Consider the following 25123-nt stretch of genomic DNA (forward strand, 5'->3'; position numbering starts at 1 on the left):
TAAATGATACATAGAGAATTTATACAAAAGCATAAGCCAATACAGTTTAAGTTTTATCAAAATCCAGAGGATTTTATAGTAGTTGAAAATCCAATAAAGTTTACAAATAAAGGAAACTTTATTATTGCAAAGATAAAGAAAAAAAGTCTAGGAACTTGGGATTTATTAGAGAGCTTATCTAAAGGATTAAATATATATGAAAATGAGTTGGGATATGCAGGCTTAAAAGATAAGAATGCTACAACAACACAGTATATATCTATTCCAAGAAAATATGCAAAAGACTTAAAAAAATTTAGGCATCCAAAAATTGAAATCAAAGAGACTTTTTTACATAGTACCAAGTTAAATATTGGTGATTTACAAGGGAATAGTTTTGAAATAAAACTTCATGATGTAAAAGAAGAAGATGTTTATAAGATAGAAAAGTTATTAAAAGAGATTTCAAAAATTGGAATGCCAAACTATTTCGGTTTTCAAAGATTTGGACATGAAGCAAAAGAGAATCTAGATAAAGCAAGAAGATATATATACGGAGATTTACTTATAAAAGATAGAAAACTAGCAAAAATGCTTGTATCTGCATATCAAAGTGACTTTTTCAATAAATGGTTAGTTCAAAGACTTAATAGAAGTGAAAATGAGTTCAGTATTTTAGATGGAGATGTTTTTAGGGAATACAAAAATGATAAATTTTTTACACCTAAAAAGCTAAATGATGTTATTTTACAAGACTTTGAAAATAAAAAAATAGTTCCTACTGGGCTACTACCTGGAAGATATGCTTTTAGAAGTACAAATAAAGCAAGAAAAATAGAAGAGAAGTTTGATGATACTTATATTCAAGAAAAAGGTTATAGAAGAGACGCTATTGTATATCCAAAAGATGTAGATATAAAATATAATAAGCAAACATCAAAATGTACTTTAAAATTTACACTGCCTAAAGGATCTTATGCGACAGTTTTAATTGAGAATATAGCAAATAGAAATCTAAAAGCTTAGAATCTTTTGCTATTTTTTTTCGATTATTTCAAACTCTTCTTCTGAAGAATTCTCTTCTGAAATGGCAGTATTTTGTGGTTGAGAAATTATTTTTTGTACATTAAGCACTTGCTTTCTATCTACAAGGCAAGTCATCTCTTTTTCTGATAAAGAGCCTCTTTCTGAATCTTTTTCAGATATTTTGAAAGTAACTTCTACATATTTCATTTTTCTAACAAGATGCATGACTATTAAAGAAAGAAGAACAATAATTAAAATTATTGTTGCTCCTAAGATAAGAGTTAAGTTAATTACATTTTTCTCTCCATCTTCTATTCCACCTAAAAAAGCAACACGAACAGAAAGTAAAAGTAATCCAATAATTGCAATAAAAATTGCTAATAAAATTCTAGCACTTTTTATATCCCACTGTTTCTCTTTTATAAAATCTACATATTTCCATGTAAAAATCATTGATATAAGAATATATGAAATAAAAAGTATAACCGTTGACATCTAACTCTCTTATTTGATAAAAATTATTTTAGTTTGATAAACTCATCATTATAATAAATTGTGTCACCTAAAGCAATAACTTTTTTCTCGTTGTCAAAATCTAATTCATAGATTGCATCTGTCTTAAAGTCTTTAGAAACTTTAATTAAATAACCTTGTGATTCTAATGCATATAAAGATTCACCATATGCTAAAGAATAGATTTTTGCAAATTTATATTTTCTTCTATCTACAATATTTAAAGAGATATCTGTTTTAATAATTTGACCATCAATTGTTGCAATGTAGATGTTTTTATCTTTTGTAATAATATCTCTAACATTGTAATCTTTTAAATTTACAATTCCTTGACCTACAGAGATTACTTTATTTGCAGTTGCAGCTACTAATGTGTCATCAACAACATCTAAGAAAATAATATTATTAAATTGTCCATTTGCATCAACAACAATATTTCTTACAATTTTATTTGTAGAATCAGATACAACAATAATTTTTCCATCTAAAGTTGGGAAAAGAATAATATTACTCATAAAGTATGGATTTGCAATTCTAGTATCATTTACAAAAGAGTGAGTGTAATACTCTTTTAATAATGTTTTTTCTGTATTCATATCATACAGCATGATTGAGTTATCAGAGAATAATAATGCAAGTTTATTATTATTTAATGATGCTGCAACAACAACTGCATCAACTTTAACTTCTTTATCACCTACTAATACTTTATCTTTATAATTTGAAGCAATTACAGTATCATCTATAATATTTAAGAATTTATATCCTTCAGGTATTTTAAATTTTGAAACACCTCTTTTAGTAATAATATCTTGGCTATCTAAAGTTGCTCCATCTTTGTTAAAGTATGAGATACTTCCACTTAAAGCTTTAGACTTAGTTAGTTCATAGTCTCCTGCAGTATTTTCTGGTTCAAAATACTCTTTTGAAGAACATCCTGCAAATACAAAAAGTAAACTTGCAAATAAAATTAAGTGTTTCATTTATATTCCTTATTTTGTAACTAAATAGTGTTTTAATGCTGCAACTAAGTTATTAACTTGAGAATCAGCTGGGATAAGTTTTAAAGTTGCTTTTGCATCTTCGTACTTTCCTTCTTTTGCTTGAATTAATGCTTTATTGAAAATTGCAAACTCTTTTAATAAAAAGTCTTTTTCCATTGAAACTTCATTTAGTTTATTAACGTCTTGATTTTCTAAAGCTTTTTGATAAGCAACAAGTTCTTTAAAATATCTTAGTTCAGTCTCTTTGAACTCACTTTTTTTTAATGATTGCGCATAAAGTGCTACTTCATATAGTTTTTGGCTATTTTCTTTTATTGTATTTTTAGCTTCTTGATTTTCAGGATCTTCCATTAGCTTATTAAATGCAATATTTGCTTCGTGTTTATTTGAAGCTTGAATAACTTTAGTTGTATAAAGACCAATAACTATACCAATTATAACGATTAAAGCTAAGATTATAATCATCTTATATTTTTTGTAAAATCTTTCAACTCTAACGAAGCTTTCTAGGAACTTTTCTTCACTGTTTAATTCTTCTTTTACATAGTCAACATTTTCTTTAAGACTCATTTAAAACCTTCATTTAAATTTAGGTTTAAATAATACAAAAAAAATTATAAAACCTTACTTTTATAAAAATTTTTATATAATCGTGTTCTTATTAAAGAATTAAGGTTGATTTATGAATAGGTTTATATTAATTTCATCGATTGTTTTATTACTATCTCAATCAATTTTCGCCAATGAAAAAAAAGAAGAAGAGAACAATCAAACAAGATTCGAGTCTCTATCAAAATTAACACAAGTTATTGGGACTGTTGAAAAGTATTATGTAGATGATATCAAATTACAAGAGATTGTTGACAAAGCATTAAAAGGTCTTATGCAAGAACTAGATGCTCACTCAACTTATTTAGACAGAAAATCATCAAAAGAGATGAGTATTCAAACTCAAGGTGAATTTGGTGGTCTTGGAATTACTGTTGGTATGAGAGATGGAGCTTTAACTGTTATTTCTCCAATTGATGATACTCCAGCATATACAGCAGGGGTAAAAGCAGGTGATATTATTTTAAAGATTGATGATAGTTCAACTTTAAATATGACACTAGATGAAGCAGTTTCTCTAATGAGAGGGAAACCTAAAACAGCAATTGATTTAACTGTAGTTAGAGAAGGTGAAAATAAACCGATTAAAATTAATATCATAAGAGATATTATTAAAATTCAATCAGTGTTTTCAAAAACTATTGATAATGAAGATTTATTATATGTAAGAATCTCAAGTTTCGATAGAAATGTAACTTCAAATTTAAGAAAAGCTATTAAAGATAACCCAAAAATTAAAGGTATTATCTTAGACTTAAGAAATAATCCAGGTGGTTTATTAACACAAGCAATTGGTGTTGTTGATTTATTTGTTGATGAAGGTATTATTGTTTCTCAAAAGGGAAGAAATAGTGCTGAAGAAGAGAAGTTTAATGCAACTATTGCTGAAACTATTACAGATGTTCCAGTTGTAGTTTTAGTTAATGGTGGTTCAGCTTCAGCTTCTGAGATTGTAAGTGGTGCTTTACAAGACCATAAAAGAGCTGTTATCATTGGAGAAAAAACTTTTGGTAAAGGTTCTGTTCAAGCTATTTTACCAATAACACAAGATAGAAGTGAAAATATAAAAATTACTATTGCAAAATATTATTTACCAAGTGGTAGAACTATTCAAGCAACTGGGATTACTCCTGATGTGATTTCTCATGAAGGTGAAGTTGTTGCAGAAAAAAATGCAGAATTTAAGTTAAAAGAAGCAGATCTAAAAAAACATTTAGAAGTTGAACTTAATAAAGACAATGGTGTAAAAAAAGATAAAGAGAATAAAGAAGATAAAAAAACTTTAACAAAAGATGATATATCAAAAGATAATCAATTAAATACATCTATTGGTATTTTAAAAAGTTTAATTATAATGAAATAAAAGGAACAACACAAATGAATAAAACTGAGCTTTTATATGAAGGTAAAGCAAAAAGAATTTGGAAAACAGAAGATGAAACTCTTTTAATTTCTGAATTTAAAGATGATTTAACTGCGTTTAATGGTGAACTGAAATCTCAAGAAGAGGGAAAAGGTGCCTTAAACAATAAAATCTCTACAGAATTATTTAAATTATTAAATGAAAATGGGATTCAAACACATTTTGTTGAAATGCTTGATGATAATAATATGCTTCATAAAAAATGTAAAGTAATTTCTATTGAGGTAATTATTAGAAATATTGCAACAGGTTCTTTAACAAAAAACTTAGGTATTCAAGATGGAACAGTTTTACCATTTACATTAGTTGAATTTGATTATAAAAACGATGCTTTAGGTGATCCAAAAATCAATGATCAACATGCTTTAATTTTAGGTTTAGTTAATCACCAAGATGAATTAGACAAACTAAGAAGAGTAGCAAGAGAAATAAATGATATTTTAAAACCTTATTTCTTTGAAAAAGGATTAAAGCTAGTTGATTTTAAATTAGAGTTTGGTTATGACACTAATGGAAACATAATTTTAATTGATGAGTTATCTCCTGATAACTGTAGATTTTGGGATGTAGAGTCAGGTGAGTCTATGGATAAAGATAGATTTAGAAAAGGAAAAGGCGGACTTAAAGTAGCCTATGAAAACGTATTAAATAGAATTTTAAATAAATAATAAGGAAAGAGATTAAATGAAAGCAATCGTAAATGTAGCATTAAAACAAGGTGTACTTGATGATCAAGGTAAAGCGACTCATCACGCTTTAGATACTCTTGGGTTTAAAGAAGTTGTAAAAGACGTAAGAATTGGTAAACAAATTATTATGGAATTAAACTCTTCAAATGAAGAAGATGCTAGAAAAGAAGTTACAGAAATGTGTGAAAAACTTCTTGCTAATACTGTAATTGAAGATTATCAAATCGAAATAATAGGTTAATATTATGAACGTATCTGTATTACAATTTCCTGGTACTAATTGTGAATATGACACAAAATATGCTTTTGAAAAACTAGGTTGTGAAGTTACTATTATTTGGCACAAAGATAAAGAGATTCCAGCAAATACTGATTTATTAGTTATTCCTGGTGGATTCTCTTATGGAGATTATTTAAGATCTGGTGCAATTGCTAGATTTGCAAATATTATGGAATCAGTTCAAGACTATGCTGCAAATGGTGGAAAGGTTTTAGGTATTTGTAATGGTTTCCAAATTCTTTTAGAAGCAGGACTTTTACCTGGTGCTATGAAAAGAAATGATTCTTTACATTTTATTTCAAAATACAATAATTTAAAAGTTATTAACAATGATAATACTTTTCTTTCATTATTAAAAAAAGATGAAGTTGTGAATATTCCTGTTGCTCACCACGATGGTAATTATTTTATTGATGAAGCAGGATTAAAAGAGCTTGAATCGAATAATCAAATTCTTTTAAAATATTGTGATGAAAATGGTGAAGTTATGAACTTAAATGGTTCTGTTGCAAATATTGCAGGTATCTGTAACAAAGAAAAAAATGTATTTGGTCTTATGCCTCACCCAGAAAGAGCAATGGAAGATTTATTAGGTTGCGATGACGGTGTTTCAATGTTAAAAGGGTTCTTAAAATAGTGAAAAAAATAGTAGTATTAGTTTTTGTTTTATTTAGTTTAGTTTTCTCAAATGACTTTGTTAAAGAAGAGAGTTCTGTATTTAATAGTTCAAATGATAAAAATATAAATACTATAAATAAATTCACTCAAGAAGAAAACTTAGCAACAGAAGGTGTTCAATATTCACCTTCTGTTGTTAGTAAAAATTTATACCTATCATATAAAAATTATCCAAATCATATTTACAAAAATCAAAGATTTGAAGTTGATGTAAAAGCTTTAATTACTAGAACTAACTATGATAGAATTGAAACACACTTCATAGATGGCATAAATATGTTACCTTTAAATGCTGAAAGTCAATGGGAATATGAAGGTGATGCTAAAAATGTATATATAAATAAATACTATTTCAAAGCTTATGATTCTAATTTTTTATTACCAACAATTGAAGTAAAACTTTTTGATAATAATATTTTAGTAGAGAGTAGAAAACTACTTCCTCCTAAGATAACTTTTTCAGAAATTGCAAAAGCTGATAATAGATTTTCTAATATAATTGCTAAAGAATTAAAAGTTTTAAATACTAAAGCAAAACAGTACACAAATAAAGAAGCCTTAGCTATTATTGATTTGCAAGGTAGTTTTTCAAACTTTGAAGACTTTTATATAAAAGGCTTTGATGAACAAGGTGTTACGTTAATTGAAGATAACTATCCTTCTCAACATATGATTTATTATGTAGTTATTCCTATTCATCAGAAATCAATTATTTTTAACTATTACAATACTGATTTAAAAAAATTAGAGAAAATAACTATACCTGTTAAGTTTGAAGAAGAACTTGTTAGTACTCAAACAGACTTAAATCCTAATAATTCTAGTTTTGAATTTTATAAAAAAGTTGCAATTGCAGTAATAGCAGTAGTATTCTTAGTTTTATTTATTTGGAAAAGATCATATATTTATTTGATTTTATTTTTAGTATTTGCAATTGCAAGTATGCTTTTTGCAATGCCAAATAAAAATATAAAATTAAAAGAGAATAGTGTAATTTATATTTTACCTACAAAGAATTCAACAATTTTCCAAAAAATGACAGATCAATCTTTAGTGGAAGAGATGAAAAGAAAAAATGGTTTTGTAAAAATCATGTTTAAAAGAGGTCAAGACAAATTCATTGGGTGGGTAAAGGAAGACGATGTTATCAAGAATTAGAGGAATAATTGTACTTATCCAATTTTCTATTACTGTTGCCATTGTCGTTGTCTCAATGTATCTTTTTAGAAGCAAAACCCATGAAATAATTAAAATTTGGATGAAAGTTCAAACTTATCTTTTAGGAATTAAACTAGAAATAGAAGGTGAGTTAGACGAGTCATGTGATATGGTTGTTATGAATCATCAAAGTCTATTAGATATTATCATAATGGAGCATATTCATAGTAGAAATTTAGCTTGGGTAGCTAAAAAAGAGATTACAGATTTATTCTTTTTTGGACATATAATTAAAGCTCCAAGAATGATCTCTATTGATAGAGAGAATAAAGCAGGAATAATCCACCTTTTAAAAGAAGCAAAAGATAGACTTTCAAAAGGGCGTCCTATTGCTATGTTTCCTGAGGGAACTAGAAGTGATGGAAAACAAATGCTTAAATTTAAAGCTGGAGCCCAAATACTTGCAAATAAATTAAATTTGAGAGTTCAACCAGCAATTATCTTGAACACAAGAGATATCTTAGATTCTCAATCACTTAAACAAAAACCAGGAGTTGTAAGAGTTAAATTTTTAAAACCAGTTCAAGCTCAAAAGGGAACTACTTGGTTTGAAGATTTAGAAAAACAAATGAACGAAGAGTTTGAAAAAGAGAAAAAAAGAAATGACTCTTAGTTGGCAAACTCTACTTGCAGTAGGATTAGGTGGCTTTTTAGGCGCAATTGCAAGGGCTTATACAGTTCATCTAACTAATAAACATTTTCCTGTAGATTTGCCAGTTGGAATATTACTTGTTAATGTTATTGGTAGTTTCATTATAGGATGCCTTTTCGCAGTTATTGCTCATAATATGATTTCTGATATCACTAAATCATTTATAGCTACAGGTTTTTTGGGAGCACTTACAACTTATTCAACATTTGCAATTGAAAGTTTTTTCTTGCTACAAAGCTCTTTTTTCCTTGGAATTACAAATATATTCTTAAATCTATTTGGCACAATTTTAGCCGCAGCAAGTGGCTATAAACTATTACATTTTCTAATTAAATAAATTTCTCAATAAATTAAAAAATTAATTAAGCATTTTATATGCATATTATGATTATAATTATCAATATCTTATTAAAGGAAATTTACTTTTTTTTATGAAAAAAATCAATTTAAAAGATTTAATAGAACTTGATGAAGAAATAAACCACCCTTTTTCAAGAAAAATCTCTGTATCAAATATTAAAAAAAAGTTTGGACGAGGTATTATAATAAAATATGATATTGGAAATGGTATAGCTATTTTTGCACGTAACTTTACTTTGAATGAAGATATTATATTAACTGAAGAGAGTGATATCCCTGGGGCATGTTTTATTTTCAATTTAGAAAATAATCTTACTTTTAACTACAAAGACAAAAAAGAGTATATTTTAAAAAAGAATCACTTTTTTATAGAACTTGCTTCAAATAAATTTTATTGTGAAATTCCTATAAAAAAAGATGAACCTTTTTTAACTATTTTTTTAGCTGTTAAAGACACACTTTTTTTAAAACTTGCATCTTCAATAGAAAATATTCATGATTATATGAATAAAGCCTTTTGTCAAAGTTATTATATTCTAGAAGGTTTAGAAATTGATACTTTACAACTTGAATTATTTAATGAGTTTAAAGATAAAACTTATTTTGAAGATATTTTAAAAAATATATATTTAGAATCTAAAACAACAAAGTTACTTCATTATAGTATTGAAAAAGTTAGTAAAAATTTGAATGCTCCTTTAGTAAACTTTAATAAGAATAGAATCTTATCTTTAGAAAGAGCAAAAGAGATGATTATGCAAAAATATGATGAAAAACTTTCAATAAAAGAAATTGCATATAAATCAGCAATAAATGAATGTTATTTAAAAAAAGATTTTAAAGAATATTTTGGAATGACAATTCATGAAATGCTTCAAAAAAGACGTTTAGAGATCTCTAAACAACTGCTACAAGAAGATTTTTGTGTAAAAGAAGTAGCTTTTAAAGTTGGTTATAAACACACAAGTAATTTTAGTAAAATTTTTAAAAAACAATTTAATATCTCTCCTGCAAAATATAAAAAACAATTTATATAAATAAAATTTCTTTTTGAACTAATTACTTTCCTTTTTTTGACACTTTATATATTGATAGTTATTATCATAAATGATATTGTTTTGCTCGTTTAATACAAGGAGTAAAAATGAAAAAGAATCTTTTTCAAAAACATCTATCTATCACTATTTCTACTTTATTATTTACAAGTACCGCATTACTTGCTGATGATGTAGAAAAAATTGATTCAGTTACAATTATAGGAAATGAATCATCAAATTATTTAAGCAAAGAAAAACTTTCATTAAATAGAACAAATATTAATATTGAAGATACTGCAAAATCAATTCAAGTATTTAATGAAGATTTTATTCAAGATGCTCAAATTCAAAATATTGAAGATATAATAAAGATGTCATCAAATACAGTTTACACAGGTGATACTGATGGAAAATCAACAAATATCTCAATGAGAGGATTTTCAGGAGTTCCTATTTTAATTGATGGTTTAATACTTACTAATAAAATAGCACATCCAGAAGTTTTTAATCTTCAATCAGTTGAAGTTCAAAAAGGTCCAGACTCATTACAATATGGACAATCAAGCCCAGGTGGATTAGTAAATTTAGTTACTAAAAAACCAGTTAAAGAAAACTTTACCAAAATAGAGTTTGCAGTAAATGATAATCCATCGTTTAGCCCAAAATTAGATATAGGTGGAAGTATAAATGAAGACAAGTCTTTATATTATAGATTAATTTCTGTTTTTGAACATGACAAAGGTTGGACAAATAGCAATACAGATACAAATAAAATATTTATTGCACCTTCTATTAGTTATGATATAAATGACAATAATACCTTCACATTTGTTTCTGAATATACTAAAGAAAAAACGCCAACAGGTTTTGGTAGTAATATAAATAGTAAAGGAGAATTTGTAGCTTCCCTTGAACATGTTACTTCTCATCCAGATGAAGAGTATGAAAAAACACAAAAGGTTTTAGGTTTTGACCTTGATAGTAGTTTCAATTTATGGAACTCAAATTTAAGATATAGGTATACTAATTTTGTAAGAGATTATGGGGATGTATATTTGCCTTTATTTTATAATGAAGCGACAAATGAAGTGACAAGATTTTCTGCTGATCAAAGAGGTGAGTTTGAAGAGCATGCTTTACAATATAGTTTAAATAAAGAGTTTACTATTTTTGGTAAAAAAAATAATCTTAGTTTAGGGGCTGATTATAATAAAGCATATTCTAAAGGAACTTCACGTATTGCTTTATCTTCACTATCTAATATAAATTTAGCAAATCCTACTTATGAAGATAAAATAAAATCAATTGATGAATTTAGTTCTGTTAGAGATATGTCAAGTGATAAAACATATGTTAAATCTTGGGGAATGTTTTTACAAGATAATATAGACTTAACAGATAACTTGATATTCAATACAGGACTAAGATATAGTGAATCAAAACCACAAAATGGAAAAAAAAGTGATGCTTTAACTCCGTCTTTTGGATTAGTTTATAAAATTACTCCTCAAACCTCAGTTTATACAAACTATTCAGAATCGTTTACTCCTAATAGTAAATTAGATAAAAGTAATAATATTTTAGATCCTGAAGAAGGAAAAGGTTATGAGCTTGGTATAAAACAAAAACTATTTAATGATAACTTTAATTTAACTGCTGCTTTATTTAGTATTGAAAAAGTAAATATAGCATTAAGTGATGACTCAACTATAGATACAAATGATTATGTTGCAAGTGGAAAACAAACAAGTAAAGGGCTTGAAATAGATTTAGTTGGTCAAATTACAGATAACTGGTCTTTAGTAGCATCTTATGGATATACAAAAACAGAAAATAAGGACAATAATAATTTAGAACTAAGAAATATTCCAAGTCATACTGCAAATATTTTTACTACATATAATCTTAGCTCATTTAACTTACCAAATTTTTATGTTGGAGGAGGGGCTAGATATTTAGGAAGTAGATATGCAGATGATGCAAATACAATTAAACTTGATTCGTCAATAATTTATAATGCCACAGTGGGTTATAAAAAATCTAACTGGAAAGTAAATTTAAGTATTCAAAATTTAACAGATGAGGAATATGTAGATGGTTCAGCGTCAGGTTCGACAAGCGATACAAGAGTTTATGTAGGAACACCAAGAACAATTATGGCAAATATTAGTTATAGCTTTTAATAAAATTTTATATGAGGATTTATTTGGTTAAATAACTTTATAATTTCCTCTATTTTATAAGTTTTAGCACTCATTTTTTTTAAGCTTCAAAAAGATATAATATCTGAAAATTATACATTAAGGATTGATAATGGGTATGCCAGGTGGAATGGAGTGGGTATTAATCGCTCTAGTAGTACTTTTACTTTTTGGTGGAAAGAAAATTCCAGAACTTGCAAAAGGTTTAGGTAGCGGTATTAAAAATTTCAAAAAAGCAGTTAAAGATGATGATGAAGAAGTAGCTTCAACTGATAAAAAAGAAGAAATTGAAAAAAAAGATGAAGAAGCTAAAGTTGAGTCAAAAAAAGACGAAACTAAAACAGTATAGTGTGAGTGAATATTGCAAAATATAGTTAAGAATCATATTGAAAGTATATTAGAAAAAGAGGTTGTTCTAGAAAAACCTAAGGATATATCTCTAGGTCACTTTGCAACACCAGTAGCTTTCTCTTTAGCAAAAGAGTATAGAAAATCTCCAATGATTATTGCAGAAGAGTTAGCTGCTAAATTTGCTGAGTCAAATCTATTTGAAAAAGTAGAATCTGTAAAGGGATTTATTAATTTTACTCTATCAAAAAGTTTTTTAGAAGAAGAATCAAATAAAGCATTAACTTCAAAAGATGATTTTGCTAAAGGTGAATCTCAAAATGAAAAAATACTTTTAGAGTATGTAAGTGCAAATCCTACTGGACCACTTCATATTGGACATGCACGAGGTGCAATTGCTGGAGATGCTCTAGCAAGAATAGGAAAGCATCTTGGATATGATATTACTACTGAGTACTATGTAAATGATGCAGGTGCTCAAATGGATTTATTAGGTCTTTCTTTAGCTTTAGCAGGTCAAGAAAGTATCTTAAAGAAAGAAGTTGAATATCCTGAAAAATACTATAGAGGTGATTATCTTTTTGATATAGCAAAAGAAGTAGAGCAAGAATTAGGAACTGAAATCTTTAATGATGAATCAAGACAGATGGAACTAGCACTTTTTGCAAAAGAAAGAGTTCTTGAGCTTATAAAAAAAGATATGGCTGATTTAGGTATTGTATTTGATAACTATGTTAGTGAAAAATCTCTTTACTCATCTTGGGATAGTACAAAAGAAGTATTAGAGAAAAATGGTTCACTTTATGAAAAAGATGACAAACTATGGATTAAATCTTCAGAATTAGGGGATGATGTTGATAGAGTTGTAGTAAGAGACAATGGAATTCCTACATATTTAGCTGGGGATATTATCTACCATAAAAATAAATATGATAGAAATTATGACAGATATATCAATATCTGGGGTGCTGATCATCATGGTTATATTGCAAGGGTTAAAGCAGCTATTAAATTTTTAGGATATGAACCAGAAAAATTAGAAGTATTACTTGCTCAAATGGTTCAATTATTAAAAGGTGGCGAGCCTTATAAAATGAGTAAAAGAGCTGGAAATGTTATTCTTATGTCTGATATTGTAGAAGAAATAGGAAGTGATGCTTTAAGATTTGTATTCTTAACTAAAAAAAGTGATACCCATTTAGATTTTGATATAGATAAATTAAAAAATCAAGATAGTTCAAATCCTATATTTTATATTAATTATGCATATGCAAGAATTAATCAAGTTTTCAAAAAAGCTAATAAAAGTTTTGAAGATGTGTCAAATATCTCTTATGAAGATTTAAATGCAGATTCATTAAACTTAGTTTATGAGTCTTTACTGTTACCAACAGTTTTAAGTGAAGCTTTTGCAAAAAGAGATATGCAAAAAGTAACTGATTATCTATACTCTTTAGCTTCATCAGTTCATAGATTTTATAATGATCATAAAATAGTAGGTAATGAAAGAGAAGATGAAATCTTAAAAGTATTAAGTCTGTGTTCTCTTACTATTAAAACAACATTAAATTTATTAGGAATAAGGCCTAAGGAGACAATGTAAAATGAAATGGTTTATTATTATATTTGTTATAATTGTTGGTGTTGCGATACTTACTGATAACATGGGTGGAGCAAGGGATGCAACATCAAATTATAATAAACTTTTAACAGGTAGGGGTTGATTCTAAAAAAGGGAAGATATTAAATAATCTTCCCTTTTTTTATTTACTAGCTTTTATTTCAGCTAAGAACTCTTCTAAAGAGTACTTTTCTCTAGCTTTTTCACTCATAAGATTTATAAACATATCTCCTAGATCACAGATTGTCCAATCATCATTTTCATCAACTCTTAAAAACTCTTCACCAAGTGGTTTTAATTCTGTTTTTAAGTGGTTTAATAAAGCAAAGGCATGTTTTGTATTTAATGATGTTGCAATTACAACAAAATCAACAATATAATCTTTTCCTGTAAGGTCAATTATTTCTACATTTTCTGCTTTTTTGTCAACTAATACGTTTTTGATTGTTTCTATTCTTTTATTCAAACTTTACCTCTTTTTTTCCAAATTTTTTTTATTTCCCCTCTAATTCTTTTAGGAATATAGGAGATTTTAAAAGTGTTTCTAAGTTCAGTAGAACTTATTTTTATGTTTACTTTTAACCTTTTAACTTCATCATTAATTTCATATTTATAGCCATCTCTTGTTACGACAACTAATGTCACAAGCTCTTTAATTTCTTTGTAGCTATCCCAAAGATGAAAGGTCTTATAGTTATCTGCACCTATGATTAAATATATTTTTGAAGGCTTATACTTCTTTTTTATATATTTAATAGTTTCAATCGAATAAACCGCTCTTTCTTGTTTGATTTCATATTTTGATACCTTTATGTTATCAAATTTTGAAAACAGTTTTTTTAAAAGTTTAAATCGTGTTTTTGCATCTAAAAATGATTTTACTTTAAGAGGATTTAAAAAAGCTGGCACAACAATTAAAAGGTCAATATCAAGTTTTTTGATTGCCTTTTTTATAATGGTTTGGTGGCCTATATGAGGTGGGTCAAAACTACCCCCAAAAATAGCAATTTGCACCTAATTTTTTCCTTTGATTTATGATTAAATATTATTATAGCAACTTTTGGATAAAATATCTACCAAATTAATATTAGTAAAAGGGTTAAAATGGCTGTTAAAGTTGCAATTAATGGTTTTGGAAGAATCGGAAGATGTGTAGCAAGAATTATTGCTCAAAGAAATGATATTGAATTAGTAGCAATTAATGATACTGCTACACCAGAGATGTTAGAATATATTACTAAATATGATACTGTACATGGAACTTTTGATGGAGAAGTGAAAGTTGAAAATGGTTTCTTAAAAATGGGAAACATTAATGCAAAAGTTTATTCTACAAGAGATGCAAAAGAATTAACTTTTACTAAAGAGTGCGGTGCAGATGTTGTTTTAGAGTGTACGGGTGCATATCTTACTCAAGAATCTTGTCAAGTTCACATTGATAATGGAGCTAAAAAAGTTGTTATGTCTGCTCCTGCAAAAGATAATACTCCTACTTTTGTAATGGGTGTTAATAACAATGATTATGAAGGTCAAGCAATTATTTCTAATGCTTCATGTACTACAAACTGTTTAGGTCCTGTTGCTAAAATTATTGATGATGCTTTTGGAATTGAAAAAGGTTTAATGACTACAATTCACTCATATACAAATGATCAAAATATCTTAGATGTGAAACACAAAAAAGATAAAAGAAGAGCAAGAGCAGGGGCACAAAATATGATCCCAACAACTACAGGTGCTGCAAAAGCAATGAAGTTAATTATGCCTCAATTAGATGGAAAATTACATGGTCAATCTGTAAGAGTACCAACTCCAAATGTTTCTATGGTAGATGTTAACTTTGTTATTAATGCAAAAACTACAAAAGAAGAAGTAAATGCTTTATTTGAAGAAAAAGCAAAAGAGTTAGCAGGAATTGTAGCAGTTGATAACGAAATGTTAGTATCTTCAGATTTAGTTGGTAATACAAATTCAACAATTATTGCAAGTGATTTAACACAAGTTATTGGTGATGATATGATTAAAGTTATGACTTGGTATGACAATGAGTGGGGTTACTCGTCAAGACTTGTTGACATGGCAATTTTTGTTGCAAATAAATAAGGGAAATGATGAAACTACAAGAGATTAGAAATATTGATATAGATGGAAAAAAAGTATTTATTAGATGTGATTTTAATGTTCCAATGGATGAATATAACAATATCACAGATGATAGAAGAATTAGATCAGCATTAAATACTATTAGATATTGTATTGATAGGGATTGTTCAATTATATTAGCATCTCATTTTGGAAGACCAAAAGATGAAAATGACGAAAAATATTCATTAAAGCCAGTAGCGAAAAGACTACATACTCTTTTAAAACAAGAGATAAAAATGGCCAAAAATGTAGTTGAAGATGATACTCTTGAGTTAGCAAAAAATTTAAAAGCTGGTGAAATCTTATTATTAGAAAATTTAAGATATCACCCAGGTGAAAAGAAAAATGATGAAGAGTTTGCAAAAAAACTTGCTTCAATGGTGGATGTTTATATAAATGATGCCTTTGGAGTATCTCATAGAGCTCATGCTTCTGTCGAAGCTATTACAAAATATTTTGATATGAAAGAAAAAGCAGCAGGGTTTTTATTAGCAAAAGAGATTAAATTTTTCCACCATATTGTAAATGATCCTAAAAGACCATTTGTATCTGTAGTTGGAGGTTCGAAAGTTTCTGGGAAACTAGAAGCTTTAAATAACCTAGTTCCAAAAGTAGATAAAATCTTAATTGGTGGGGGAATGGCATTTACATTCTTAAAAGCTTTAGGACATGAAATTGGAAACTCTTTAGTTGAAGAAGATTTAATACCTGAAGCATTAAATATTATGGAAAAAGCTAGAAAACTTGGAGTAAAACTTTATCTTCCTGTTGATATTGTTGCAGCAGAAGCTTTTGATTCAGAAGCTATTGCAAAACATGTAACAATTCAGGAAATCCCTAAAAATTGGATGGGATTAGATATTGGACCTGCAACTGCTCAAATGTTTAAATTAGCCCTATCTGATGCAAATACAATTTTATGGAATGGACCAATGGGTGTCTATGAAATGGAAAAGTTTGCAAAAGGAAGTACTAGATTATCTCACACTATTGCACAGTCATTTGCAACTACTGTAGTTGGTGGTGGAGATACAGCAGATTTAGTAAGAGTTACTGGTGATGAAGATGATATGACATTTATTTCAACTGGTGGAGGAGCTTCTTTAGAGTTAATAGAAGGAAAAATTTTACCAGGTGTTAAAGCACTTGTAATCGAAGAGTAAACAAGTACAACTCGTTGTACTCTTTAGAATTTTCTCAAAGAGAGTCTAAAGACAAGCCCACTTTTAAAAGGATTTTATATCCTTTGTGAAAAAGTAGACATAAAGATAAGGAATAAACTTGATAATTGCATCAAATTTTAAAACAAACCATACAAGAAAATCAACAGCAGCTTTTATTGAAGAGATTAACTCTTTTTTAGAAAAAGAAAATATTTCTAATGATGTTTATGTTTTCCCAACAGCAACATCATTAGATGAGTTTAATACAGTTTCAAACTTAACTCTTGGCGCTCAAAATGCTTATGCTACACAAAAGGGTTCATATACAGGTGAAATAGGAACTGAACAACTTGATGAGTTTGGTATTAAAACAATTTTAATTGGACATAGTGAAAGAAGACATATTTTAGGTGAGTCTCAAGAAGAGATTACTAAAAAATTTAATTTTTATAAAAGTGAAGGATATACAATAGTTTATTGTATAGGAGAACCTTTAGAAGTTAAAGAACAAGGTATTGAGAAAACTTTAGAATATCTTTATGAGCAGTTTGATGGAATTGATACAAATTATGAAAATCTGATTTTAGCATATGAACCTGTTTGGGCTATAGGAACAGGTGTTACTGCAACTAATGATGATATTAAAGCAGTTCATTCTGCAATTAAACAAAAAATCTCTAAACCTTTACTTTATGGTGGAAGTGTTAAAGTAGCAAATGTAAGAGAAATTTGTTCTCTTGATGGTGTTGATGGAGCACTGATTGGAACTGCTTCTTGGGTTGTAGAGGATTTTAAACAAATTATAGAAAATACAAAGGATTTATAATGATAATGAAGGGAAAAAAAGGTGTAATTTTAGGAGTTGCAAATAGTAAGTCTATTGCTTATGGTATTGCAAAAGCTTGTGCAGAACAAGGGGCCCAAATTGCATTTACATATTTAAATGATTCTTTAAAGAAAAGAGTTGAACCAATCGCAGCAGAGTTTGGAAGTGCTGATTATGTATATCCATGTGATGTATCAAAGCCTGAAGAAATCAAAGCTTTAAAAGAATCAATTGAAAAAGATATGGGTCAAATTGACTTTATTGTTCACTCTATTGCATTTGCTCCAAAAGAGGGACTTTCAGGAAGATTCATGGATATATCTAAAGAAGCATTTGATGTTGCAATGGATATTTCAGTTTATTCTTTAATTGAAGTTACAAGGGAATTAAAACCTTTATTATCTAATAATTCATCAATATTAACATTAAGTTATTATGGAGGAGTAAAATATATTCCAAATTATAACTTAATGGGTGTAGCAAAAGCTGCATTAGAAATGACTACGAAATATTTAGCAGAAGATTTAGGTCAAGATGGAATTAGAGTAAATGCTATTTCAGCAGGTCCTATAAAAACTTTAGCAGCAGCTGGAATTGGTGACTTTAGATTCATGCTTAAGTGGAATGAAGCACACTCTCCACTTAAAAAGAATGTAACTATTGATGAAGTAGGAAACTCAGGTATGTATTTACTTTCTGATTTAAGTAGTGCAGTTACTGGTGAAATTCATTATGTTGATTCAGGATTCAATATTATGGGAATGCCAGCAGTTGAGTTTGATGAAAAAGGGAAGCCTTCAATTGCATGGAATGGAACTGATAAATAATTCTTCATCTTTTTGAAGAACTCTGCGTTGAAAGAAAAAATTTAGACAGTCACTTACAGCAGTAAGCTCCTGCCTAAATTTTATCTTCCGCCTTGTTTTCTCCTAAAAATATGAATTTTATTTATCAGTTAAAGATATTAAAATTTTATTTAGAATTTAAAGAGTTTTAAATTAAATTTTTAAAGAGTATAGGAAGATTATGAATATAGATTTTAAACAATTAGCAAATAAATATCAAACACCTTATTATGTATATGATTTTGATTATATTACAGGTCAATACAACGAATTAAAAACTGCATTTAAAGCAAGAAAATCTTTACTTGCTTATGCTGTAAAAGCAAACTCAAACTTAAGCGTTATAAAACATTTAGCCGATCTTGGTGCTGGAGCAGATTGTGTTTCTATTGGAGAAGTTAAAAGAGCTTTAAAAGTAGGAATTCAACCATATAAAATCATTTTTTCTGGTGTTGGAAAAATTGATTCTGAAATAAAAGAAGCATTAGAACTTGGTATTTTAATGATAAATGTGGAAAGTTCAGCGGAGCTTAATAGGGTTGAATCTATTGCAAAAGAGTTAGAAAAAGTTGCAAGAATTTCTATTAGAGTTAATCCCAATATTGACCCTCAAACTCATCCATATATTTCAACTGGATTACATGAAAACAAGTTTGGAGTTGATATTGATACTGCAAAAAGAATGTATATTCAATGTAAAAACTCTGAAAACCTTGACCCAACAGGAATTCACTTACATATTGGTTCTCAGTTAACTCAATTAGAACCAATAAAAGAGTCTGTAAAAATTGTTGCAGATTTAGTAAGAAATCTTGAAGCATTGAAAATTGATTTATCATTCTTTGATGTTGGTGGTGGACTTGGAATTATTTATGATGATGAAAAACTAATTGATACAAATGAGTATGCACAATCTATTTTAGAGTGTTTATTTGGTTTAGATATTACAGTTGTTTGCGAACCAGGAAGATTTTTAGTAGGAAACTCAGGAGTTTTTGTATCTAAAGTATTATATGAAAAAGTAAATGGTGAAAAAAGATTTGTAATTGTTGATGGTGCTATGAATGACTTAATTAGACCAAGTTTATATAATGCATATCATAAGATTGAAGTATTAAACGATAATAAAGAGTTTAGCGATTGTAATTTAGTTGGTCCTGTTTGTGAAAGTGGTGATTTCTTTGCAAAAAATATAGAGTTACCAAAAACAGAACATAATGATTTAGTAGCTATTTATTCAGCTGGTGCATACTGCTTTACAATGGCAAGTAATTATAATACTAGAGGAAGAGTTGCTGAAATTGCAGTAGAAAATGGGCAAGATAGATTAATTAGAAAAAGAGAAACTTTTGAAGATATAATTGCTTTAGAAGAGGAATACCTAAAATAAAAGGCAAATGATGAGTGAAGTTGGTTTAAAAGAACTTAGAGATAAGTTAGATTCTATTGATGATACACTATTAGAACTTGTTAATGAAAGAATGGAACTTGTTCATCAAGTAGGGCTTTTGAAAGCTCAAAGTGGGGGAGCAATTTATAGACCTGAAAGAGAAAAAGCTATTATAGATAGGCTTGAATCTTTAAATAAAGGAAAACTAAATAGAGCTGCAATCGAAGCACTGTTTTTAGAGATTTTTGCAATTTCTAGAAATATTGAACTACCAGAAAATGTAGCATACTTAGGACCTGAAGGAAGTTTTACTCATCAAGCAGCCGAAGGAAGATTTGGTGCTATGAGTTCGTATGTATCAATTTCTTCAATAAAAGGTATTTTTAGAGAAGTAGATACTAAAAAAGCAAAATTTGGTGTGGTTCCAATTGAAAACTCTTCAAATGGAATAGTTACAGATACAATTAATTGTTTAAAAAAGTATAATTTAAAGATTGTTGCAGAAGTTGTTCTTGATATTCATCATACCTTAGCTTCAACTTGTGATAAAATTGAGAATATCAAAAGAATTTATTCAAAAGATATTGCCTTTGAACAATGTAGAAAGTTTTTAACAAATTTTGGACTTGATGAAGTAGAATTAATACCAATTGAATCAACAACAAAAGCTGCAAAATTAGCAGCAAATGAACCATATAGTGCAGCTATTTGTCCCCATGTTGGTGCAAAATTACATAACTTACCAATTTTATTTGAAAATATTGAAGATAAAGACAATAATAAAACTAGATTCTTTATTATAAGTGATTTTGAAAATGCTCAAAGTGGAAATGATAAAACATCTATTTTAGTTGAGTTCCCAGATAGACAAGGTGCCCTTGTAGAATTTTTGACAGACTTTAATAATTCAGGAATCAATTTAACTAAAATTAAATCTCATATTGTTGAAGGTAATTCAATCTTTTTTATAGATTTTGATGGACATCAGCTAGATGATAATGTTAAAGATGTATTAGAAAAACATAAGGATACAGTAAAAATATTAGGTTCTTATGTTAAAGAGATAAAAGATATTTAAATAAAAATAATACTATAGAACCTTAGACAGGCTCTTTTGAGGAATAAAAATGAATTTTAATAAAACATTAGACAATTGTAAAATTTATGAAGCAGGAAAACCAATTGAATTAGTAGTAAGAGATTATGGTGTTGATACAAAAGATATTGTAAAACTTGCTTCTAATGAGAATCCTTATGGTACATCTCCTAAAGTGGCAGAAAAAATAGCTTCAATTTCTAAGAATATGTTTATGTATCCTGATGATTCAATGTATGAATTAAAAGAGGCATTGGCGAAGAAGTTTAGTGTAACAAGTGAAAATATTATTATTGGTGCAGGTAGTGACCAAGTAATAGATTTCTTGGTTAAAGCAAAGTGTAATGAAAATTCAAAAATACTTATGGCAAAAACTACTTTTGCAATGTATGAAATTTATGGTAGGCAAGCTGGTGCTCAAATTATTAGAACCAAAGACGATGAACACAATTTAGCACAATTTGAAGAATTATACAAAAGTGAAGGTGCTGATATTATCTTCTTATGCTTACCAAACAATCCTCTAGGTGAATGTCTAGACAAAGAAGATGTTTACTCTTTTCTTTCAAAAGTAGATAAAGATACATTAGTTGTAGTTGATGCAGCTTATATTGAGTATGCAGCATTTAAAGATAGTAAAAAAGCTATTGATGCTTCTGAATTAATTGAAAAATTTCCAAATGTAGTATATACAGGAACTTTTTCTAAAGCTTATGCATTAGGTGGTATGAGAGTTGGGTATGGTATTGGACAAAAAAATATTATAAGAACAATGTATAAATTAAGACCACCATTTAACATCACTACTTTATCTCTTGCATCAGCTATTGAAGCTTTAAAAGATGAAGCTTTTGTACAAGAGTGCATTAAGTTAAACTTTGAAGAGATGAAAAGATATGAAGAGTATGCAAAAGAAAAAGGCTTTGATTATATAGAAAGTTATACAAACTTTATTACTATAAAATTTGATAGTAATTATTTATCTTCTGAAGTTGCTCAAAAACTCCTTGAAAGAGGAATTATTATTAGAGACTTGACAGGTTATGGATTAAATGCTATAAGAATTACAATAGGTAGTAAAGAACAAAATACAAAAGTATTTAAAGTACTTGATGAAGTATTAGAAGATTTAAAAAAAGTAGAGAACTTATAAAATATTATGGAATTAGAAGACAAAAGTTTAGAGCAATTAGAACAAGTCTGTTTTGACATTAGAGAAAGAATAATTGATGTTGTATCAAGAAAAGGTGGGCACTTTTCATCAACTTTGGGTGCAGTTGAATTAACTGTGGCTATGCATAAGGTTTTTGATGTAAAAAAAGATCCATTTATTTATGATGTATCACATCAGTGCTATGCTCATAAACTTTTAAATGGAAGATGGGAAGAGTTTGAAACAATTAGACAATATAATGGCTTAAGTGGTTTTACAAAACCTAAAGAAAATGAAGCCGATTATTTTGTGGCAGGGCATAGTTCTACATCTATCTCTCTTGCAGTTGGTGCAGCAAAAGCAATAAAATTAAGAAATGAACAAAGAACACCAGTTGTTATGATTGGCGATGGTTCTATGACTGCTGGAATGGTTTATGAAGCCTTAAATGAGCTTGGTGATTTAAAACTTCCAGTTGTGATTATTTTAAATGACAATGAAATGTCAATTGCAAAACCAATTGGAGCAATTTCAAAATATCTTTCAAAATTGCTTGCAGGAAAATATTATCAAAACTTTAAAACAAAAGTAGATTCTTTTATTAAAAAAAATATGCCAGAAGGAACAACTTATATTGCCAAAAGAATGGAAGAAGCAATGAAGTTAATTACTCCTGGAATAATATTTGAAGAGATGGGAATTGATTATATAGGTCCAATTGATGGACATGATTTACAAGAAGTAATTGAAACTTTAGAAATTGCAAAAAGTATGAATAAGCCAGTTATTGTTCATGCCAGAACAGTTAAAGGTAAAGGTTACAAAATAGCTGAGGGTCAACTAGAACATTGGCATGGTGTTGGTCCATTTAATGTAGAAGATGGAGAATTTACTAAAAAGTCTTCTAGTAAAGCTGCTACAGCAGTATTTGCTGATGCTTTAATTGATTTGGCCACAAAACATGAAAATGTAGTTGGAATAACTGCTGCAATGCCAAGTGGAACAGGTATAGATAAACTTATTGAAAAGTTCCCTGATAGATTTTGGGATGTAGCAATTGCAGAACAACACGCAGTTACATCAATGGCTGCGATGGCAAAAGAAGGGTTTAAACCTTTTATTACTATTTATTCAACATTTTTACAAAGAGGTTTTGATCAGATTATTCATGATGTTTGTTTAATGAATCTTCCTGTTGTTTTTGCTATTGATAGAGCAGGGATTGTTGGAAATGATGGAGAAACACATCAAGGTGCTTTTGATATTTCATATTTAAGATTTATTCCAAATATGATCCTTTGTGCTCCAAGGGATAATGAGACATTAGGTTACTCTTTAGAATTTGCCTATGAAGCAAAAGGACCTTGCGCTATTAGATATCCAAGGGGAGCTTTTGGGGAAGTTGATTTTGCTTCTAGTAAGTTTGAACTTGGAAAGGCTGAACTACTTAAAGAAGGAGCTTCAAATAAACTATTTATTGGTTATGGAGCTGGTGTTTCAAGAGCCTGTCAAACTGAGAAACTTCATGAAGAAGATATTGCAATTTTAGACTTAAGATTTGTAAAACCTTTAGATGAAACTTTATTAAAAGAGTTATCTAGTAAATATGATGACTGGTATGTATTCTCTGATTCACAAAAGCAAGGTGGAGTTGCAAGTGCAATTTTAGAGTTTGCAAATAAAGAAAAGCTTTGTGTTAACATCACTTCTTTTGAGTATGAAGATGAGTTTATTCAACATGGAGATACAAAAGTAGTTGAAGAAGGATTAGGGTTACATCCTTCTCAATTAGTAGAAAAGATTAAATAATTTAATCATTTCACGCAAGAGGATCTTCTCCTCTTTCCCAAGAACCTAGATACTTTTCTATTAAATGAAAGTCTTCTCCTTTATGTTCTGTAAAAGTTATATATTGATTTTCATTTTCTACATTAAAATTTCTATTTACAATATCCATAAATCTTAGAGCTAATTCTCTTCTTTGTTCTATTGTTCTACCTTCTCTAATATCAAGATTCATCAAACAAATAGTGTCTTCAGTATTTGCCCGTCCAATTGTTAAATTGTACTTCTCATACTCTCTTATAGATATAGCTATATGATCAGTACCTGTATCCATCACTTCACTAAAACAAGTTCTAATTTCTTTTGCAAAATTTTTTTTATTCTCTTGTGATACTTTTTGATTTATTTCAAATTGTAAATGTGGCATTTTAAATCCTTTTTGTCTAATCTTAATCTATAAATTGTAACAGTTTTTCGGCACATAAGCCCATAGCTGTACTTTCATATCCCTTTACATTTTTGATATAGGGTTTACAAAAGCCTTCAACCATAATAGCACCAGCTTTTCCAAAACATTCACCAGAAGCAATATATTCTTCCATATGTTTTTCATCAAATTTTTTAAACTCATATGTTGTAATAGAAATATCAATCACCTCTTTTTTCTTTGATTTATAAATCATACATGTTATAACTGATGTTTCACTTCCACTTTGAAGTTCTAACATTCTTTTAGCATCTTTTTCATCTTTTGCTTTTCTAAGAAGTTTACCTTTTGAAGTAACGACTGAGTCAGACACAAGTAATGGCATCTCTTCTATTCCATATTTTTTGTATAGTTCGTTAAATTTGCCCTTTGTAGCTTCATAACAAAAAGATTTAGGATTTGTAGTTAGTATTGTATCTTCATCAAAATCTCCACCATTTTGAATAAAGTCTATTTTGAAGTTTCTTAAAATAAGTGCTCTTGTAGGAGAGTTTGAACCAAGTCTAAGCAAGCTAAAATCCTTTTTATTTGTATTGTATGAAGTAGTATATAATATTGATACTTTAACTTGTTTTTACTATTAATTAGTAATAAT

Annotated in this window: 27 protein-coding genes; 20 read left to right on the plus strand and 7 right to left on the minus strand. The window is 28.3% G+C overall.

Going from position 1 to position 25123, the window contains the following annotated elements; translation table 11 throughout:
* Window positions 1-3 precede the first annotated feature (3 nt).
* Complete coding sequence (locus CRV01_RS02670) at window positions 4-1005, plus strand: tRNA pseudouridine(13) synthase TruD (protein WP_129006706.1); 1002 nt, start codon at window positions 4-6, stop codon at window positions 1003-1005.
* Between the two features lie 9 nt (window positions 1006-1014).
* Here the strand turns inward: CRV01_RS02670 and CRV01_RS02675 are convergent, their stop codons facing one another.
* Genes CRV01_RS02675 through CRV01_RS02685 form a run of 3 tightly spaced genes read right to left on the minus strand, consistent with a single transcriptional unit; the run spans window position 1015 to window position 3092 of the window.
* Window positions 1015-1500, minus strand: a complete 486-nt coding sequence (locus CRV01_RS02675) for a hypothetical protein (RefSeq protein ID WP_129006707.1) — start codon at window positions 1498-1500, stop codon at window positions 1015-1017.
* Window positions 1501-1523: 23 nt separating this feature from the next.
* A complete protein-coding gene (locus tag CRV01_RS02680; protein ID WP_129006708.1) occupies window positions 1524-2501 on the minus strand; it encodes a hypothetical protein in 978 nt (325 codons plus the stop codon).
* Between the two features lie 9 nt (window positions 2502-2510).
* Window positions 2511-3092: a tetratricopeptide repeat protein gene (locus CRV01_RS02685; protein WP_129006709.1), complete on the minus strand. Its 582-nt coding sequence runs from the start codon at window positions 3090-3092 to the stop codon at window positions 2511-2513.
* A 112-nt stretch (window positions 3093-3204) separates the two neighbouring features.
* On the opposite strand from CRV01_RS02685, the gene CRV01_RS02690 reads away from it, so the two are divergent.
* From CRV01_RS02690 to argS, 11 genes are all read left to right on the plus strand, one after another.
* Window positions 3205-4494, plus strand: a complete 1290-nt coding sequence (locus CRV01_RS02690) for a S41 family peptidase (RefSeq protein ID WP_129006710.1) — start codon at window positions 3205-3207, stop codon at window positions 4492-4494.
* A 14-nt stretch (window positions 4495-4508) separates the two neighbouring features.
* Window positions 4509-5222 carry a phosphoribosylaminoimidazolesuccinocarboxamide synthase gene (gene purC / locus CRV01_RS02695; protein WP_129006711.1) on the plus strand — a complete coding sequence of 238 codons (714 nt, stop codon included), beginning with the start codon at window positions 4509-4511 and terminating at the stop codon, window positions 5220-5222.
* A 16-nt stretch (window positions 5223-5238) separates the two neighbouring features.
* Window positions 5239-5484, plus strand: a complete 246-nt coding sequence (purS, locus tag CRV01_RS02700; protein WP_129006712.1) for a phosphoribosylformylglycinamidine synthase subunit PurS — start codon at window positions 5239-5241, stop codon at window positions 5482-5484.
* 4 nt (window positions 5485-5488) lie between these two features.
* A complete protein-coding gene (gene purQ / locus CRV01_RS02705; RefSeq protein WP_129006713.1) occupies window positions 5489-6160 on the plus strand; it encodes a phosphoribosylformylglycinamidine synthase I in 672 nt (223 codons plus the stop codon).
* Entirely contained in the window at window positions 6160-7359 is a 1200-nt protein-coding gene (locus tag CRV01_RS02710; RefSeq protein ID WP_129006714.1) for a hypothetical protein, read from the plus strand. The genes purQ and CRV01_RS02710 overlap by 1 nt, the downstream gene beginning before the upstream one ends.
* The gene (locus tag CRV01_RS02715) at window positions 7343-8032 is read left to right on the plus strand and encodes a 1-acyl-sn-glycerol-3-phosphate acyltransferase (RefSeq protein WP_129006715.1); all 690 of its coding nucleotides are present in this window, start codon (window positions 7343-7345) and stop codon (window positions 8030-8032) included. The genes CRV01_RS02710 and CRV01_RS02715 overlap by 17 nt, the downstream gene beginning before the upstream one ends.
* Window positions 8022-8408, plus strand: coding sequence for a fluoride efflux transporter CrcB (gene crcB / locus CRV01_RS02720; protein WP_129006747.1), 387 nt, complete (start codon window positions 8022-8024; stop codon window positions 8406-8408). Before CRV01_RS02715 ends, crcB begins: the two co-directional genes overlap by 11 nt.
* Before the next feature lie 94 nt (window positions 8409-8502).
* On the plus strand, window positions 8503-9468 hold the full coding sequence (locus CRV01_RS02725) for an AraC family transcriptional regulator (RefSeq protein WP_129006716.1): 966 nt from the start codon (window positions 8503-8505) through the stop codon (window positions 9466-9468).
* Between the two features lie 107 nt (window positions 9469-9575).
* Window positions 9576-11651, plus strand: a complete 2076-nt coding sequence (locus CRV01_RS02730) for a TonB-dependent siderophore receptor (RefSeq protein ID WP_129006717.1) — start codon at window positions 9576-9578, stop codon at window positions 11649-11651.
* 130 nt (window positions 11652-11781) lie between these two features.
* On the plus strand, window positions 11782-12018 hold the full coding sequence (tatA, locus tag CRV01_RS02735) for a twin-arginine translocase TatA/TatE family subunit (protein WP_129006718.1): 237 nt from the start codon (window positions 11782-11784) through the stop codon (window positions 12016-12018).
* 12 nt (window positions 12019-12030) lie between these two features.
* Window positions 12031-13620 (plus strand): arginine--tRNA ligase, encoded by a 1590-nt coding sequence (gene argS / locus CRV01_RS02740; RefSeq protein ID WP_129006719.1) that lies wholly within the window; start codon window positions 12031-12033, stop codon window positions 13618-13620.
* 160 nt (window positions 13621-13780) lie between these two features.
* On the opposite strand, the gene rsfS is transcribed toward argS, so the two are convergent.
* Together rsfS and nadD are read right to left on the minus strand one after the other, a co-directional pair.
* A complete protein-coding gene (gene rsfS, locus CRV01_RS02745) occupies window positions 13781-14104 on the minus strand; it encodes a ribosome silencing factor (protein ID WP_129006720.1) in 324 nt (107 codons plus the stop codon).
* Entirely contained in the window at window positions 14101-14652 is a 552-nt protein-coding gene (gene nadD, locus CRV01_RS02750) for a nicotinate (nicotinamide) nucleotide adenylyltransferase (protein WP_129006721.1), read from the minus strand. Before nadD ends, rsfS begins: the two co-directional genes overlap by 4 nt.
* Window positions 14653-14742: 90 nt before the next feature.
* Here nadD and gap point away from each other — a divergent pair, with 90 nt between their 5' ends.
* The 8 genes from gap to dxs all read left to right on the plus strand — a co-directional run bounded on the left by gap (window position 14743) and on the right by dxs (window position 24065).
* Window positions 14743-15741 (plus strand): type I glyceraldehyde-3-phosphate dehydrogenase, encoded by a 999-nt coding sequence (gene gap / locus CRV01_RS02755; protein ID WP_129006722.1) that lies wholly within the window; start codon window positions 14743-14745, stop codon window positions 15739-15741.
* Window positions 15742-15749: 8 nt separating this feature from the next.
* Entirely contained in the window at window positions 15750-16946 is a 1197-nt protein-coding gene (locus tag CRV01_RS02760) for a phosphoglycerate kinase (protein ID WP_129006723.1), read from the plus strand.
* A gap of 118 nt (window positions 16947-17064) precedes the next feature.
* Window positions 17065-17772 (plus strand): triose-phosphate isomerase, encoded by a 708-nt coding sequence (locus CRV01_RS02765; protein WP_129006724.1) that lies wholly within the window; start codon window positions 17065-17067, stop codon window positions 17770-17772.
* Entirely contained in the window at window positions 17772-18599 is an 828-nt protein-coding gene (gene fabI, locus CRV01_RS02770; RefSeq protein WP_129006725.1) for an enoyl-ACP reductase FabI, read from the plus strand. Before CRV01_RS02765 ends, fabI begins: the two co-directional genes overlap by 1 nt.
* 199 nt (window positions 18600-18798) lie before the next feature.
* On the plus strand, window positions 18799-20007 hold the full coding sequence (lysA, locus tag CRV01_RS02775; protein ID WP_129006726.1) for a diaminopimelate decarboxylase: 1209 nt from the start codon (window positions 18799-18801) through the stop codon (window positions 20005-20007).
* 7 nt (window positions 20008-20014) lie between these two features.
* A complete protein-coding gene (pheA, locus tag CRV01_RS02780) occupies window positions 20015-21085 on the plus strand; it encodes a chorismate mutase (RefSeq protein WP_129006727.1) in 1071 nt (356 codons plus the stop codon).
* Between the two features lie 49 nt (window positions 21086-21134).
* Window positions 21135-22256, plus strand: a complete 1122-nt coding sequence (gene hisC / locus CRV01_RS02785) for a histidinol-phosphate transaminase (protein WP_129006728.1) — start codon at window positions 21135-21137, stop codon at window positions 22254-22256.
* Window positions 22257-22262: 6 nt separating this feature from the next.
* Window positions 22263-24065 (plus strand): 1-deoxy-D-xylulose-5-phosphate synthase, encoded by a 1803-nt coding sequence (gene dxs / locus CRV01_RS02790; protein WP_129006729.1) that lies wholly within the window; start codon window positions 22263-22265, stop codon window positions 24063-24065.
* A 10-nt stretch (window positions 24066-24075) separates the two neighbouring features.
* On the opposite strand, the gene CRV01_RS02795 is transcribed toward dxs, so the two are convergent.
* Both CRV01_RS02795 and maf read right to left on the minus strand, forming a co-directional pair.
* Window positions 24076-24468 carry a tautomerase family protein gene (locus CRV01_RS02795; protein WP_129006730.1) on the minus strand — a complete coding sequence of 131 codons (393 nt, stop codon included), beginning with the start codon at window positions 24466-24468 and terminating at the stop codon, window positions 24076-24078.
* A 22-nt stretch (window positions 24469-24490) separates the two neighbouring features.
* On the minus strand, window positions 24491-25039 hold the full coding sequence (gene maf / locus CRV01_RS02800) for a septum formation inhibitor Maf (RefSeq protein ID WP_129006731.1): 549 nt from the start codon (window positions 25037-25039) through the stop codon (window positions 24491-24493).
* Window positions 25040-25123 lie beyond the last annotated feature (84 nt).

It is taken from the genome of Arcobacter sp. CECT 8983, assembly GCF_004118855.1.
In the GTDB taxonomy this organism is placed as follows: domain Bacteria; phylum Campylobacterota; class Campylobacteria; order Campylobacterales; family Arcobacteraceae; genus Halarcobacter.